Origin of the sequence: Streptomyces sp. NBRC 109706 (assembly GCF_000974485.1) — a bacterium.
GTDB lineage: Bacteria > Actinomycetota > Actinomycetes > Streptomycetales > Streptomycetaceae > Streptomyces.
The window spans coordinates 693202-707432 of record NZ_BBOM01000004.1 but is presented as its reverse complement, the minus strand read 5'-3'; the positions used below and the strand labels follow the sequence as shown (position 1 = coordinate 707432).

Below are 14231 nucleotides of genomic sequence, written 5' to 3'. Positions count from 1 at the left end.
CATGGCGCCACCCGAACGGGCCCATGGCCAGCCGCGCTCACCCGTTCGAGTGAGTGCCGTTCCCCTGGCCCTCCTCCGCCGGCTGCGCCCACACCGGCTCGACCAGCACCCGCTCGATGCGGTTGCGTCGGCCGGCCGGGGACTCGGCCGTCAACCGCAGGGCGGCCAGCGGGGGTCCCGCGTGGTCCAGCGGCTGCTCGCCCGAGACGTCGACCACGGCCCTGGCGCCGGCGATCGGCACCCGGCCCAGCGCCTTGGCCAGCAGACCGCCGACCGTCTCCACGTCCTCGTCGTCGAGGCGGAGCCGGTACAGCTCGCCGAGGGCGCCCAGATCCAGCCGGGCCGTCACCCGGTAGGAGCCGGCGCCCAGGTCCTCGACGGGCGGCAGCTCGATGTCGTACTCGTCGGTGATCTCGCCGACGATCTCCTCCAGGATGTCCTCGATGGTGACCAGCCCCGCGGTGCCGCCGTACTCGTCGATCACCACAGCCACATGGATATGGTCGCGCTGCATCTCGCGCAGCAGGTCCCCGGCGTTCTTGGTGTCGGGCACAAAGGTGGCGGGGCGCATCACGCCGTCGACCGGCTCCGCCTCGGCCTCCCGGCTGACATGCACCCGCCGCGTCAGATCCTTGAGATAGACGATGCCGACGATGTCGTCGTCGCTCTCCCCCGTCACCGGCATCCGCGAGAAGCCGGAGCGCAGCGCCAGGCTGAGGGCCTGCCGCAGGGACTTGTGCCGGTCGATGGAGACCAGGTCGGTGCGGGGCACCATCACCTCGCGGACCAGGGTGTCGCCCAGCTCGAAGACCGAGTGCACCATCCGGCGCTCCTCGTCCTCGATCAGCGACTCCCGCTCCGCCAGGTCCACCATGGCGCGCAGCTCGGCCTCCGAGGCGAACGGGCCCTTGCGGAAGCCCTTGCCCGGGGTGACCGCGTTGCCGAGGATGATCAGCGCCTGGGTCAGCGGGTTGAGCACCCGCACCAGCGGGACCAGGACATAGGCGGCGGCGATGGTGGTGGCCAGCGGGTGCTGCCGGCCGATCGTGCGCGGCGAGACGCCCACCGCGACAAAGGACAGCAGCACCATGATCCCGAAGGCCAGCGCCAGCGCGGGCAGCACCTCGTCGAAGGTCTCCAGGCAGGCGTAGGCGACCAGCACGGCCGCCGCCATCTCGCTGGCGACCCGCAGCAGCAGCGCCAGGTTGAGATAGCGGGTGGGGTCGGCGGCCAGCACCGCCAGCCGGGCGGCGCCGCGCCGCCCGGCCCGCACGGCCTCCTCGGCCCGGTAGCTGGTGATCACCGCGAGGCCCGCCTCCGCGCAGGAGGAGAGCCAGCCGATGGCGAGCAGCGCCAGCACCGCGACCAGCAGGGTGCCGGTCATGTCAGCGTGGGGGCCGGGGACGGTCCCGACAGGCCGCGCTCGGCCCGCCAACCGTCCACGATGGCCTGCTGGAGCCCGAACATCTCGGCGCGTTCGGTGGGCTCCTCATGGTCGTAGCCCAGCAGGTGGAGCACCCCGTGCACGGTGAGCAGTTGCAGCTCGGCGTCCATGGAGTGCCTGGTGGGCGCGGCCTGGCCCTGCTCGCGCGCCACCTCGGGGCAGAGCACCACATCGCCGAGCAGTCCCTGCACGGGCTCCTCGTCGTCCTTCATCGGTGGCCGCAGCTCGTCCATCGGGAACGACATCACGTCCGTGGGGCCGGGGAGGTCCATCCACTGGAGATGGAGTCGCTCCATGGCCGCGGCGTCGACCGCGATCACGGACAGCTCGGACAGCGGATGGATCCGCATCCGGGCCAGCGTGTAGCGGGCGATGTCGAGAATGGCCCGTTCGTCGAGTTGGTCACCGGATTCGTTGTTGACCTCGATCGCCATGATGCGGGGCGGCTACTTTCCGGTCCGGTCGTCGTAACGTTCGTACGCGTCCACGATGCGGCCGACGAGCCGGTGTCGCACCACGTCCTGGCTGGTGAGCCGGGAGAAGTGCACATCGTCGACGCCGTCCAGGATCTCCTGCACCTGGCGCAGCCCGCTGGGCGCGCTGCCCGGGAGGTCGACCTGGGTGACGTCCCCGGTGATCACGATCTTGGACTCGAAGCCCAACCGGGTGAGGAACATCTTCATCTGTTCGGGGCTGGTGTTCTGCGCCTCGTCCAGAATGATGAACGCGTCGTTGAGCGTCCGGCCGCGCATATAGGCCAGCGGCGCGACCTCGATCGTGCCCGCGCTCAGCAGCCGGGGGATGGAGTCCGGATCGAGCATGTCGTGCAGCGCGTCGTAGAGCGGCCGCAGATACGGGTCGATCTTCTCGTAGAGCGTGCCGGGCAGGAACCCGAGCCGCTCGCCGGCCTCCACCGCCGGGCGGGTGAGGATGATGCGGTTGACCATCTTGGACTGGAGCGCCTGGACGGCCTTGGCCATCGCCAGATACGTCTTCCCGGTGCCGGCCGGGCCGATGCCGAAGACGATGGTGTGCTGGTCGATGGCGTCGACATAGCGCTTCTGGTTGAGCGTCTTGGGGCGGATGGTCTTGCCCCGGTTGGACAGGATGTTCTGGGTGAGCACCTGGGCCGGGCTGGCGCCCTCGTCGCTCCCGCCGCGCAGCATCGCGATGGAACGCTCCACGGCGTCCTCGCTCAGCGGCTGGCCGGTGCGGAGCACCAGCATCATCTCGTCGAAGAGGCGCTGCACGAGCCGCACCTCGGCCGGATCGCCGGTGGCGCGGATCTCGTTGCCCCTGACATGGATGTCGGTGGCGGGGAAGGCCCGCTCGATGACGCGCAACAGCGCGTCCCCGGATCCCAGCACAGTGACCATCGGGTGCTTGGCCGGGACGGTGAACCGGGCGGTGGCCTCGTCGGTGGGGCTCGGCTGGTGTGTGGGTGTCTGCGTCATGGGCGGCCCGGACGGACCTGCTCATCCCTCTCTGCGCTGGGGGACCGGAGTCCCCAGAGTACGCCGGGAAGCGGGCATTGCCCCAGAGCATTACGGAGCGCGACACCCTTGCCGCGCTGCGGCGTTGGCCGGGCACCGGGCCCTCGTCTCAGCCCCGGAAGCCCAGCGTGGGGACGGCCCGGCGGCGCGGCAGGGGATGGTCCTTGCCGGGCAGGAGGGCGGAGAGAAAGGCGTACCGCTGGAGCACCGCATGGGGGGTGCCGTCGTCGGGGGTGAGCGCCTGGGCGCGGCGCCACCAGGCGGCGATCTCGGCCCAGCCCGGCGCCGAGAGCGAGCCGCCGAACTCCTGCACGGAGAGGGAGGCGGTCAGCCCGGCGAGCGCGAGCCGGTCGGCCAGCGGCCAGCCGGCGAGGGTCGCCGTGACAAAGCCGGCCATGAACACGTCGCCGGCGCCCGTGGTGTCCAGCGCCTCCACCACGATGGCCGGCACCTGGGCCGTCTCCCCGGTGCGGGCGTCCACCCCGTACGCCCCTTCGGCGCCCATGGTGACCACGGCCAGCGGCACCCGCTCGGCCAGCGCGTGCGCCGCCGCCCTCGGATCGTCCCTGCGGGTGTAGCGCAGCGCCTCGGCGGCGTTGGGCAGGAACGCCTCGCAGTGCGCCAGATCGGGCAGCGCCGCCAGGTCCCAGACGCCCGTCTCGTCCCAGCCGGTGTCGGCGAAGATCAACGTGCCCGAGGCGGCGGCCCTGGCGATCCACTCCTGGGGACGGCCGGGCGTCAGCGAGGCCACCGCCGAACGGGCCCCCGGCGAGCTGGCCTCGGCCGGCTCGGGCCGGGACGGGGGCGCCTCGTGGCCGTGCGAGACCATGGTCCGCTCGCCCTCGTAGGCCATGGAGACCGTCACCGGCGAATGCCAGCCGGCGACCGTGCGGGAGAGGGAGAGATCGATGCCCTCGCCGCGCTCCAGCGTCTCCCAGCAGTACTCGCCGTACTTGTCGTCGCCGAAGGCGGCGGCCAGGCTGGTGCGCAGGCCGAGCCGGGCCAGCGCGGTCGCCATGTTGGCGACGCCGCCCGGGCTTGAGCCCATCCCCCTGGCCCAGGACTCCGTGCCGCGCACGGGCGCCGAATCGAGCCCGGTGAAGATGATGTCCAGGAAGACGGTGCCGGTGAGATAGACGTCGGGCGCGGCGTCCCCGGGCGCGCGCAGGCCGGCGAGCGGATCGATCAGACAGCTCCGCGGGGGGTCGTTGAAAGGTGTCACCTGCTGCTCCGGGCGTGGTCGTGGTCGTTTCTACGGTACGTTCCGGCCCATGAGGCTCACGATCATCGGGGGCGGTGGGTTCCGTGTCCCCCTGGTATACCGGGCGCTACTGACAGCGGCCGGTGACGGCTCACCCGATCGCGGGAGCGAGGTGACGCTGTTCGACACCGACGCGACCCGGGTGGCCGTCGTCGCACGGGTGTTGACGGCGTTGGCGGACGGGGTGCCGGGGGCGCCACGGGTGCGGGTGGCGGAGTCCCTGGACGCGGCGGTGCGGGACGCGGACTTCGTCTTCCAGGCCATCAGGGTCGGCGGCACCGCGGGACGGGTGCGGGACGAGCGGGCCGCGCTCGCCGAGGGGGTGCTCGGTCAGGAGACGGTGGGCGCCGGCGGGGTGCTCTACGGGCTGCGCACCGTCCCGGTGGCGCTGCGGATCGCCGAGCGGGTAAGGGAGTTGGCGCCGAACGCCTGGCTGATCAACTTCACCAACCCGGCCGGCATGGTGACGGAGGCGATGGCCTCGGTGCTGGGGCACCGGGTGATCGGCATCTGCGACTCGCCGGTGGGTCTGGTGCGCCGCGCGGCCCGGGCGGCCGGTGTCGATCCGGCCGAGGTGAGCTTCGGCTATGTGGGGCTCAACCATCTGGGGTGGCTCAATTCCCTCACCCACGAGGGACGCGATCTGCTGTCCGGGCTGCTGGCCGACGACGAGGCGCTGGCCGGCTTCGAGGAGGGGCGGCTGTTCGGCGGCGAACTGCTGCGCGCGCTCGGCACGTTGCCCAACGAGTACCTGCACTACTACTACCTGGGGCGGGAGACCCGGCGGGCGGCGGACGCGGCGGGCGGCACCCGGGGGGAGTTTCTGGAGCGCCAGCAGGGCGCGTTCTTCGCCGAGGCGGCGCACGATCTCGAACGCGCGCCGGCGCTCTGGGAGAAGACCCGGCTGGAACGCGAACGGACCTATGGCGCCGAACAGCGCGCCGCCGGCGGCGGTGGGGAACGGGACAGCCGCGATCTGGTCGGGGGCGGCTACGAACATGTCGCGCTCGATCTGATGCGGGCGATCTCGGGCGATCGTCGTACCCGACTGATCCTCAATGTCCGCAACGCGGGCACGGTGCCGGCGCTCCCCGACGACGCGATCGTCGAGACCGTCTGCGAGGTGGACGCCCAGGGCGCCCATCCGGTGCCCTGCCTCTCCCCCGGGCTGGCCGAACTCGGCCTGATGCTCCAGGTCAAGGCCGTCGAACGGGCCACCATCGAGGCCGCGACCACCCGTTCCTCGGCCCTCGCCCGGCACGCCCTGACGTTGCACCCCCTGGTCGACTCGGCGACCACCGCCGAACGCCTACTCCGCAACCGCCTCGCCATGGAGTCGCCGACACCAAGGAACTGACCACCGTCAGGGGGCACGCGGTGGGACGGGAACGCGGGTGAGGTCGTCGGCGATGGTGAGGGTGCCGGTGAAGCCGGCGGCGCGGGCCTCGTCGGCGAACGCCGCCGGGTCCTGGTAGCGCTGCGAGAAGTGGGTCAGCACCAGATGCCGCACCCGCGCATCCCGCGCCACCCGGGCGGCCTGAGCCGCCGTCAGATGCCCGTACTCGTCGGCCAGCGCGGCGTCCCGGTCCAGGAAGGTGGACTCGATCACCAACAGATCGCAGTCCTCGGCCAGTTGGGGGACCGCGTCGCAGAGCCTGGTGTCCATCACAAAGGCGAAACGCTGGCCGGGCCGCTCGACGCTCACCTGCTCAAGGGTGACATCCCCGAGCCGGCCGGCGCGACGCAGCCGGCCGATGTCGGGGCCGGTGATGCCATGGGCCGCCAGCCGCTCCGGCACCATCCGCCGGCCCGCCGGCTCGACCAGCCGGTAGCCGAACGCCTCCACCGGATGGGAGAGCCGCAGCGCGCTCAGGGTGAAGCCCGGCGTCTCGTCGAGCACGCCCTCGTCCTCGACCGGTCGCGGATCGAGCTCGACGGCCTCCCGGTAGGCCGTGGCGTACCGCAGCCGCTCGAAGTACCGCTGGCCGCTGGCCGGATAGTGCACCCGCACCGGATGCGGCACCCGGTCCAGATGCACCCGCTGGATCACCCCGGCCAGACCGAGCGCGTGGTCGCCGTGGAAGTGGGTGACACAGATCCGGGTCAGGGCATGCGCGCTGACCCCGGCCAGCGTCAGCTGTCGCTGGGTGCCCTCGCCCGGGTCGAAGAGCACCCCCTCGCCGTCCCAACGCAGCACATAGCCGTTGTGGTTGCGCCGCCGGGTTGGCACCTGACTGGCCGTGCCGAGCACCACCAGCTCACGGGCCGACACCGCGTCGACCGCCTCAGCCGGGCGGCCAGGCGAGGCCACGGCCGCCCAGCACATGGGCGTGCGCGTGGAAAACCGTCTGCCCGGCGCCCGTTCCGGTGTTGAAGATCACCCGGTAGCCGCTGTCGGCCACCTTCTCCTGGGCGGCCACGGCGCCGGCCTCGCGCAGCACGTCGGCGGCCGTCTCGGGCTCGGCCTCGGCGAGCGAGGCGGCGTCCGGGTAGTGCACGCGGGGGATCACCAGCACATGGCTGGGCGCCTGGGGGTTTATGTCCCGGAACGCGACGGTGGTCGCCGTCTCCCTGACCACGGTCGCCGGCACATCGCCGGCCACGATCTTGCAGAACAGGCAGTCGGCCTGCGGTTCTCCGGCCATCCCCCGGCGTCCTCCTCGGACTTCTCGGAAACGTCCCCAGGATGTTACCGCCTCCCCCGTCGGCGACCGGCCGCCCGGGAACGGCCCGCCGGGCGTGCGGCACCCGGCGTGTTTTGCCCTCGCCCGCCGCCGGGTAGCCGGGAAGCCACGCCCTTCTCGACCTCGACCAAGTGACCGACTGGTAACGTGCTCAGTCGCCGCGTTCCGAGGCAGACCCCCACCAAACCGCACACTCACGCATACACCCCCGCACCCCTCCCCACTTCGTTCTCCCCCACTTCGTTCACCGAGGATCTCCCGACCATGGCCGAACAGCCACCACGCGAACAATGGGGCAGCCGTCTCGGCTTCCTCATGGCCGCCATCGGATCAGCCATCGGGCTGGGCAACATCTGGCGGTTTCCCGCGGTCACCTACGAGCACGGCGGCGGGGCGTTCATCGTCCCCTACCTGCTGGCGCTGCTCACCGCGGGCATCCCGTTGCTGATCCTGGAGTACACCATCGGGCGGAAGTACCGTTCGTCGCCGCCCGGGGCGCTGCGTCAACTCGCCCGGCCCGCCGAGGCGATCGGCTGGTGGCAGGTCGCGATCTGCTTCGTGGTGGCCACCTACTACGCGGCGATCCTCGCCTGGGCGGTCCGCTACACCGGCTTCTCGTTCGACCAGGCCTGGGGCGACGATCCCGAGGGGTTCCTCAACAACGAGTTCCTGAAGCTCAACGAGACGCCGGGCGAGATCTCCACCTTTGTGCCCGGCGTCGCCTGGCCGCTGATCGCGGTGTGGGTCCTGACCCTGGTCATCCTGGGCCTCGGCATCCGGCGCGGCATCGAGCGGGCGAACATCGTCTTCATCCCGCTGCTGGTCGCGTTCTTCCTGGTGCTGGTGGTGCGGGCGCTGACCCTGGACGGCGCCGGCCTCGGCCTGGACGCGCTGTTCACGCCCGACTGGGGCGCGCTGACGGACGGCGGCGTGTGGGTGGCGGCCTATGGTCAGATCTTCTTCTCGCTCTCGGTCGGCTTCGGCATCATGATCACCTACGCCTCCTATCTGCACCGGAAGTCCGATCTCACCGGTTCGGCGATGGTCGCGGCGTTCGCCAACAGCTCGTTCGAGATCCTGGCCGGCGTGGCCGTCTTCGCCACCCTGGGCTTCATGGCGATGGACGCGGGGGTCGGGGTCTCCGAGGTCTCGTCCAGCGGCGTGGGCCTGGCCTTTGTGGCGTTCCCGGCGATCATCTCCGAGATGCCGATGGGCGCCTTCTTCGGCGTGCTGTTCTTTGTCTCGCTGGTCATCGCCGGATTGACGTCGCTGATCAGCATCGTGCAGGTGATCGTCGCGGCCGTGCAGGACCGGACAGGAATGCGCCGGGTGCCGGCGGTGCTGAGCGTGGGGGGCGCGGTGTCCGTGGTGTCGGTGCTGCTCTTCGCCAACGACAGCGGGCTGTACTTCCTGGACGTCTCCGACCACTTCATCAACCAGTACGGCATCGCGCTGGCCGGACTGGTGCTGCTGATCACCGTCAGCTGGGGCCTGCGTCAACTCCCGGCGCTGCAACGGAACACGGACGCGACCTCGTCCGTCGGGCTCGGCGTGTGGTGGCGGATCTGCCTCGGGGTGATCACCCCGGTGGTCCTCACCTGGATGATGGTCGACAGCCTGATCGGCGAACTCGACGAGAACTACGAGGGCTACTCGACGTCCTTCCTGCTGTGGGGCGGCTGGTCGGTCGCGGTCGGCGCGCTGGTGGTGGGCGTGTTGCTGACCCTGCTCTCCCGGCGCGACCCCCGCTCCCGCTCGCCCGAGCGGGATTCCCGGACGGAGAGGACCCACTGATGTCGGCATCGGCGATCGTGATGATGACCATCTCCATGGTGATCGTCTGGGGCGGCCTGATCCTGGCCGTCCTCAACCTGCGCGGCCACCCCGACGCCCCGGAACCGACCGCCGACGACGTCCCGCACCCGCTCTAGCCCCCCAGCCGCCGGGGCGGTAATCGGTTGCCCGTCGGCGTCGGCGGTGGATGCAATGTCCGGCATGATCAACCAGACACACCCCGGTTCACCCGTCCTCGTCGGCGCTCTCGCTCCGTTGACCAGCCCCGGCTGGGTGGAGGCCGGCCACCATCTGCTCGCCGGAATGGAGTTGGCCGTACGGGACGTCAACGCCGCCGGGGGGATCGGCGGCGCGCCCGTCGAGTTGCTGGTCCGGGACACCGCGGCCGATCCGCCGCGGGCGGCGGCGGCCGTGGACGAGCTGGCCGGTCTGGGCGTGGCCGCCCTGGCGGGTGAGTACCACAGCGTCGTCGCCCGGGCCGTCGCCGCCCGGGCGGACGCGCTCGGCCTGCCGTTCCTCTGCTCCTCCGCGGTGCTCGACGCGCTCACCGACGGGCCGACGGACCAGGTCGCGCGGATCGCCCCGGCGCAGTCCCACGGCTGGCGGATCTACGCCGACTTCCTCGTCGGCGCCGGCCACCTTCGCGTCGCCGTGGCGACCCAGCCGAGCGTCTACTGGGCATCGGGGGCCCGCCTGTTGCGGGACCGACTCGCCGCGTCCGGCGGCGATGTCGTCGAGCTGGACCTGACCGCGCTCGCCCCCGACGCCCTGGGCGACCGGCTCGTCGACAGCGGCGCGACGGCCCTTCTGCTGCTGGTTGGCCATCCGGAGCCGGCGATGTCGATCGTCAGATCCGTCCGCCGTGACCCGCGCCTCGCCGGGATCATGATCGGCGCCCCGGCCGGGCAGCCGGAGTTCGCGGAATGGGCGAAGGAACTGGGCGACGAGGGCGCCGCGATCCCCTTTCTGCGCTATCTGCCCGAGCGCCCGAGCCCGCTCGGCGCGCGCGTCGGGACGGCGCTCCGCGAGCGGCTGGGCGAGGCGCCGTCCTTTGTCGCCTTCGAGGGCCATGACACGATCACCGTCCTCGCCGAGGTGCTGCGTGCCCGCGCCGACGCGCCCTGGCCGCGCGTCGACGTCGAGGGCACCCGTGGCCGGATCACGTTCTCCCGCCCGCCGGGCGGCAGCGTCTGGCAGTGGTCCTGGCCGCCGGTCCAGGTCGTCGACCGGGATCCGGCCGACCCGGCGCGCCTCCGGATCCGCCACCCAGCCTGAGCGGACCGCCTGAGCGGGCCGGCGGCCCGGCCGGATCAGGGGCGGGAACGGACGCCACGCACCACACGCAGCAGATACGCGTCGCGGTCCAGCGGGTCGTGGTCGGTGCGCGCCCGACGTGGCGGGGGCCCTTCGACCGGCCGGTAGTGCGCGAACTCGGTTTCCAACACGCCCTCGCCGCCGGTCAGTTCCGGCAGCCGCCGCTCCAGGGCGTGCACCCGACTGGCCGGAACGGTGCCCGTCAGCAGCAGCGCCCGGCCGTCGGGGACCGGCGCGCCCGGCCGGGCGCCGAGGCCGCCCAGCACGGGCAGCACCGTGCCGTAGACATCGGCCGGGATCCAGGGCCTGGGCCGGCCGACGGCTCAACCCGCGCCGGGCAGGCGTCAGCTCCAGCGGCCGGTGCGGGTGAGGAGCAGCGCGGCGGCGGCCGGGCCGGCCGTCGAGGTGCGCAGAACGGTGGGGCCGAGCCGGTAGGCGGTGGCGCCGGCCGCCGTGAAGGCGGCCAACTCGGCCTCGGCGACGCCCCCTTCGGGGCCCACCACCAGCACGAGATCGCCCTCGGACGGCAACGCGGCGGTGGCCAGCGGCAGATCCGTCGACTCGTGCAGCACACCGGCGAACGCGGCGCCGGCCAGCAGCCGGGCCACCCCCGCCGTGCCCAGCGGCTCCGACACCGAAGGCACCCGCAGCCGGCGGGCCTGCTTGGCCGCCTCCCGGGCGGCGGCCCGCCACTTGGCGAGCGCCTTGGCGCCGCGCTCGCCCTTCCACTGGGTGACGCAACGGGCGGCGGACCAGGGCACGATGGCGTCCACGCCGGTCTCCGTCATGGTGCTGACGGCCAACTCGCCACGGTCGCCCTTGGGCAGCGCCTGCACCACGGTGATCCGGGCGGCGGGCTCGGGCTCGGCGCGGCGCTCGACGACCTCGACCGTCAGCCGGTCACGGCCGAAGACCTCGGCCACCCGGCCCAGGGCGCCGGCGCCCGCGCCGTCGCTGAGCACGATCTCCTCGCCGACCCGCAGCCGGCGCACCGCCACCGCATGACGCCCCTCGGGGCCGTCCAGCGTCAGCGGCGCACCCGCTTCGGCGTGCGCCAGCGACTCGACCAGAAAGACGGGCGCGCTGCTCATCGCCCGTTGAACGCGTCCTTCAGGCGGGAGAAGAGGCCCTGCTGACCCGGCTGGAACTGGCCCAACGGCCGTTCCTCACCGCGTAGTTTGGCGAGCCGCCGCAGCAGCTCCTCCTGCTCGGGATCGAGCTTGCCCGGGGTCTGCACCTCGACATGCACCACCAGATCGCCCCGGCCGTTGCCGCGCAGATGCGTGACGCCCCGGCCGTGCAGCGGGATGGACTGACCGGACTGCGTGCCCGGGCGGATGTCCACCTCCTCCGGGCCGTCCAACGTCTCCAGCGGCACCTGGGTGCCCAGGGCGGCGGCCGTCATCGGGATGGTGACGGTGCAGTGCAGATCGTCGCCCCTGCGCTGGAAGACCGCGTGCGGCTTCTCCTGGATCTCCACATAGAGATCGCCGGGCGGGCCGCCACCGGGGCCGACCTCGCCCTCGCCGGCCAGCTGGATCCGGGTGCCGTTGTCCACGCCGGCGGGGATCTTGACGTTGAGCGTGTGCCGGGTGCGAACCCGGCCGTCGCCGGCGCACTCGGGACAGGGCGTGGGCACGACCGTGCCGAAGCCCTGACACTGCGGACAGGGCCTGGACGTCATCACCTGGCCGAGGAACGAGCGGGTGACCTGGGAGATCTCGCCGCGACCACGACACATGTCGCAGGTCTGCGCCGAGGTGCCGGGCGCCGCGCCCTCGCCGTTGCACGAGTTGCACACCGTGGCGGTGTCCACCTGGATTTCCTTGGTGGTGCCGAAGGTGGCCTCGTTGAGGTCGATGGGCAGCCGGATCATGGCGTCCTGGCCGCGCCTGGTACGCGATTTGGGGCCGCGCTGGGACGCCGTGCCGAAGAAGGCGTCCATGATGTCGGAGAAGTTGCCGAAGCCGGCGCCGAATCCGGCGCCCGCGCCCGAAGCGGCCCCGAGCGGATCGCCGCCGAGGTCGTACATCTGCTTCTTCTGCGGATCGGAGAGCACCTCGTAGGCGGTGTTGATCTCCTTGAACCGCTCCTGCGTCTTGGGATCCGGGTTCACATCCGGGTGCAGCTCCCGGGCGAGCCGGCGAAACGCCTTCTTGATCTCGTCTTGTGAGGCATCTCGCTGCACACCCAAGACCGCGTAGTAGTCCGTCGCCACCTAGTTCTCCGCGAGGATTTGTCCGACGTACCGTGCCACTGCGCGCACCGCTCCCATCGTTCCGGGGTAGTCCATCCGGGTCGGTCCGACCACGCCGAGCTTCGCGACCGCTTCGTCTCCTGAACCGTAGCCGACCGAGACAACCGATGTGGAGGTGAGGCCCTCGTGAGCGTTCTCATGACCGATACGCACGGTCATCTCCGAGCCGTTCGCCTCCCCCAGCAGCCTCAGCAACACCACCTGCTCCTCCAGCGCTTCGAGCACCGGCCGGATCGTGAGCGGGAAGTCCTGTCCGAAACGTGTGAGGTTGGCGGTGCCGCCGATCATCAGCCGTTCCTCGGTCTCCTCCACCAGAGTCTCCAGCAGGGAGGCCAGCACCGTCGAGACCGCACCCCGTTCGTCCAGACCGAACGCCTCGGGGAGATCGGCCACCAGCCGAGGCACATCGGGGAAGCGCTGGCCCACGATCCGGCTGTTGAGCCGGGCACGCAGATCGGCCAGCGATGTCTCGCCCAGCGGCACCGGGCAGTCGATCATGCGCTGCTCGACGCGGCCCGTGTCCGTGATCAGCACCAGCATCACCCGCGCGGGGGCCAGCGCCAGCAACTCCACGTGCCGGACCGTCGAGCGGCTGAGCGACGGATACTGCACGACGGCGACCTGCCGCGTGAGCTGCGCCAACAGCCGCACCGTGCGGGCGATCACATCATCCAGATCGACCGCGCCGTCGAGGAAGTTCTGGATCGCCCTGCGCTCGGGCGAGGACAGCGGCTTGACGCCGGCAAGGCGGTCGACGAAGAGCCGATAGCCCTTGTCCGTCGGCACCCGGCCCGCGCTCGTATGGGGTTGGGCGATATAGCCCTCCTCCTCCAGCGCCGCCATGTCGTTACGCACCGTGGCCGGCGAGACCTGGAGGTTGTGCCGCTCGGTCAACGCCTTGGAGCCCACCGGCTCCTCGGTGCCGACATAGTCCTGGACGATGGCCCGCAGCACCTCAAGCCTGCGCTCGCTGAGCACGCCGCACACCTCCCGTCCGGCCCATCCGTTCCCCGTTGCCCACTGGGTCGTCCCACCGGGCCGGCCCGCTGGCACTCAGCCGCTCGGAGTGCCAGGACCTGATCCAGTGTACGGCCGGGTAGCCCGCCCAGGGAACGAGCGGCGGGGACCGAACCGAGAACGGATCCGGTCGACACCCGGCCCATACCGGGTCGATAGCGTCGCCGCCATGACGAACGAGAACGGCCACGGGGACGGCCACTTGGACGGCCTTCCGGACGAGGGGTCGCCGGGAACGGCCGCCGGATGGCAGCGGATCGCGCCGGGGATCCGCCGCCGACGGCTGTCGGGTTGGGACGAGACGGTGGGCGCGGTGCTCGGCGCGGACGGCGTGCTGCTGGTGGACGTGGGGCCGTCGTTGACCGTGGGTGACCGGTTGCGTCGGGAGGTGGCGGGGTTCTCGGCGGCGCCGGTGCGCTGGCTGGCGGTCACCCATCCGCACTTCGACCATGTGCTGGGCGCCGGCTCCTTCCCCGAGGCCGAGCTCCTCGCCCCGGCGGGACACACCCCGCCCTGGTCGGCCGGGGACCGGGAGCTGGCCGCCGACGCGGTACGGCACGGCGTCGACCCGGCCGAGGCGGAACGCGCCCGGCGTGCGCTCCGGGCGCCCGACCGGCTGGTGGACGACCGGCTGGTGCTGCCGCTCGGCAACGGCCGGCGGGTCACCCTGCTGAATCTGGGGCCCGCGCATTCCAGCCATGATCTGGCGGTGCTGGTGACGGACGGCGAGGACGCGGACCCCGGCGTTGTCTTCTGCGGCGATCTGGTGGAGGAGTCCGGCGAACCCCAGGCCGGCCCGGACGCCGTCCCCGCCCGCTGGCCGGCCGCGCTGGACCGGCTGCTGGCGGCGGGCGGCCCCGACGCCCGCTATGTGCCGGGCCATGGCGCGGTGGTGGACGCGGCGTTCGTCCGGGCCCAACGGGCCGCGCTGGCCGAGCGCTTCGGGGGCGCATCGGGCTGACCGTCG

15 protein-coding genes are annotated in these 14231 nt (G+C 72.1%); 5 read left to right on the top strand and 10 right to left on the bottom strand.

The window, feature by feature from the left end:
* Positions 1-37: 37 nt before the first annotated feature.
* From AOM46_RS02755 to AOM46_RS02740, 4 genes are all read right to left on the bottom strand, one after another.
* Complete coding sequence (locus AOM46_RS02755) at positions 38-1384, bottom strand: hemolysin family protein (protein ID WP_062205022.1); 1347 nt, start codon at positions 1382-1384, stop codon at positions 38-40.
* Positions 1381-1878, bottom strand: coding sequence for an rRNA maturation RNase YbeY (gene ybeY / locus AOM46_RS02750; protein ID WP_062205019.1), 498 nt, complete (start codon positions 1876-1878; stop codon positions 1381-1383). The genes AOM46_RS02755 and ybeY overlap by 4 nt, the downstream gene beginning before the upstream one ends.
* Positions 1879-1890: 12 nt before the next feature.
* On the bottom strand, positions 1891-2898 hold the full coding sequence (locus AOM46_RS02745) for a PhoH family protein (RefSeq protein ID WP_062205017.1): 1008 nt from the start codon (positions 2896-2898) through the stop codon (positions 1891-1893).
* 148 nt (positions 2899-3046) lie between these two features.
* Positions 3047-4159 (bottom strand): PfkB family carbohydrate kinase, encoded by a 1113-nt coding sequence (locus tag AOM46_RS02740; protein ID WP_062205016.1) that lies wholly within the window; start codon positions 4157-4159, stop codon positions 3047-3049.
* 49 nt (positions 4160-4208) lie between these two features.
* On the opposite strand from AOM46_RS02740, the gene AOM46_RS02735 reads away from it, so the two are divergent.
* Positions 4209-5555, top strand: a complete 1347-nt coding sequence (locus tag AOM46_RS02735; protein ID WP_062205013.1) for a 6-phospho-beta-glucosidase — start codon at positions 4209-4211, stop codon at positions 5553-5555.
* Between the two features lie 6 nt (positions 5556-5561).
* On the opposite strand, the gene AOM46_RS02730 is transcribed toward AOM46_RS02735, so the two are convergent.
* Positions 5562-6470, bottom strand: a complete 909-nt coding sequence (locus tag AOM46_RS02730; RefSeq protein ID WP_062206319.1) for a ribonuclease Z — start codon at positions 6468-6470, stop codon at positions 5562-5564.
* A 13-nt stretch (positions 6471-6483) separates the two neighbouring features.
* Positions 6484-6843, bottom strand: a complete 360-nt coding sequence (locus tag AOM46_RS02725) for a histidine triad nucleotide-binding protein (protein WP_062205009.1) — start codon at positions 6841-6843, stop codon at positions 6484-6486.
* Positions 6844-7146: 303 nt separating this feature from the next.
* Here AOM46_RS02725 and AOM46_RS02720 point away from each other — a divergent pair, with 303 nt between their 5' ends.
* From AOM46_RS02720 to AOM46_RS02715, 3 genes are read left to right on the top strand one after another with little or no spacing between them, the layout of a single operon-like run.
* On the top strand, positions 7147-8676 hold the full coding sequence (locus AOM46_RS02720) for a sodium-dependent transporter (protein ID WP_062205006.1): 1530 nt from the start codon (positions 7147-7149) through the stop codon (positions 8674-8676).
* The gene (locus AOM46_RS31540) at positions 8676-8813 is read left to right on the top strand and encodes a methionine/alanine import family NSS transporter small subunit (RefSeq protein ID WP_078856405.1); all 138 of its coding nucleotides are present in this window, start codon (positions 8676-8678) and stop codon (positions 8811-8813) included. Before AOM46_RS02720 ends, AOM46_RS31540 begins: the two co-directional genes overlap by 1 nt.
* 55 nt (positions 8814-8868) lie before the next feature.
* Positions 8869-9951 carry an ABC transporter substrate-binding protein gene (locus tag AOM46_RS02715; RefSeq protein WP_062205003.1) on the top strand — a complete coding sequence of 361 codons (1083 nt, stop codon included), beginning with the start codon at positions 8869-8871 and terminating at the stop codon, positions 9949-9951.
* A gap of 35 nt (positions 9952-9986) precedes the next feature.
* On the opposite strand, the gene AOM46_RS02710 is transcribed toward AOM46_RS02715, so the two are convergent.
* The 4 genes from AOM46_RS02710 to hrcA are packed head-to-tail and all read right to left on the bottom strand — an operon-like array spanning position 9987 to position 13225.
* Positions 9987-10289 (bottom strand): hypothetical protein, encoded by a 303-nt coding sequence (locus AOM46_RS02710; RefSeq protein ID WP_078856404.1) that lies wholly within the window; start codon positions 10287-10289, stop codon positions 9987-9989.
* 45 nt (positions 10290-10334) lie between these two features.
* Entirely contained in the window at positions 10335-11081 is a 747-nt protein-coding gene (locus AOM46_RS02705; RefSeq protein ID WP_062204998.1) for a 16S rRNA (uracil(1498)-N(3))-methyltransferase, read from the bottom strand.
* Complete coding sequence (gene dnaJ / locus AOM46_RS02700; RefSeq protein WP_062204995.1) at positions 11078-12208, bottom strand: molecular chaperone DnaJ; 1131 nt, start codon at positions 12206-12208, stop codon at positions 11078-11080. Before dnaJ ends, AOM46_RS02705 begins: the two co-directional genes overlap by 4 nt.
* Positions 12209-13225 (bottom strand): heat-inducible transcriptional repressor HrcA, encoded by a 1017-nt coding sequence (gene hrcA / locus AOM46_RS02695; protein WP_062204992.1) that lies wholly within the window; start codon positions 13223-13225, stop codon positions 12209-12211.
* A 208-nt stretch (positions 13226-13433) separates the two neighbouring features.
* Here hrcA and AOM46_RS02690 point away from each other — a divergent pair, with 208 nt between their 5' ends.
* Positions 13434-14225, top strand: a complete 792-nt coding sequence (locus AOM46_RS02690; RefSeq protein WP_078856403.1) for an MBL fold metallo-hydrolase — start codon at positions 13434-13436, stop codon at positions 14223-14225.
* Positions 14226-14231 lie beyond the last annotated feature (6 nt).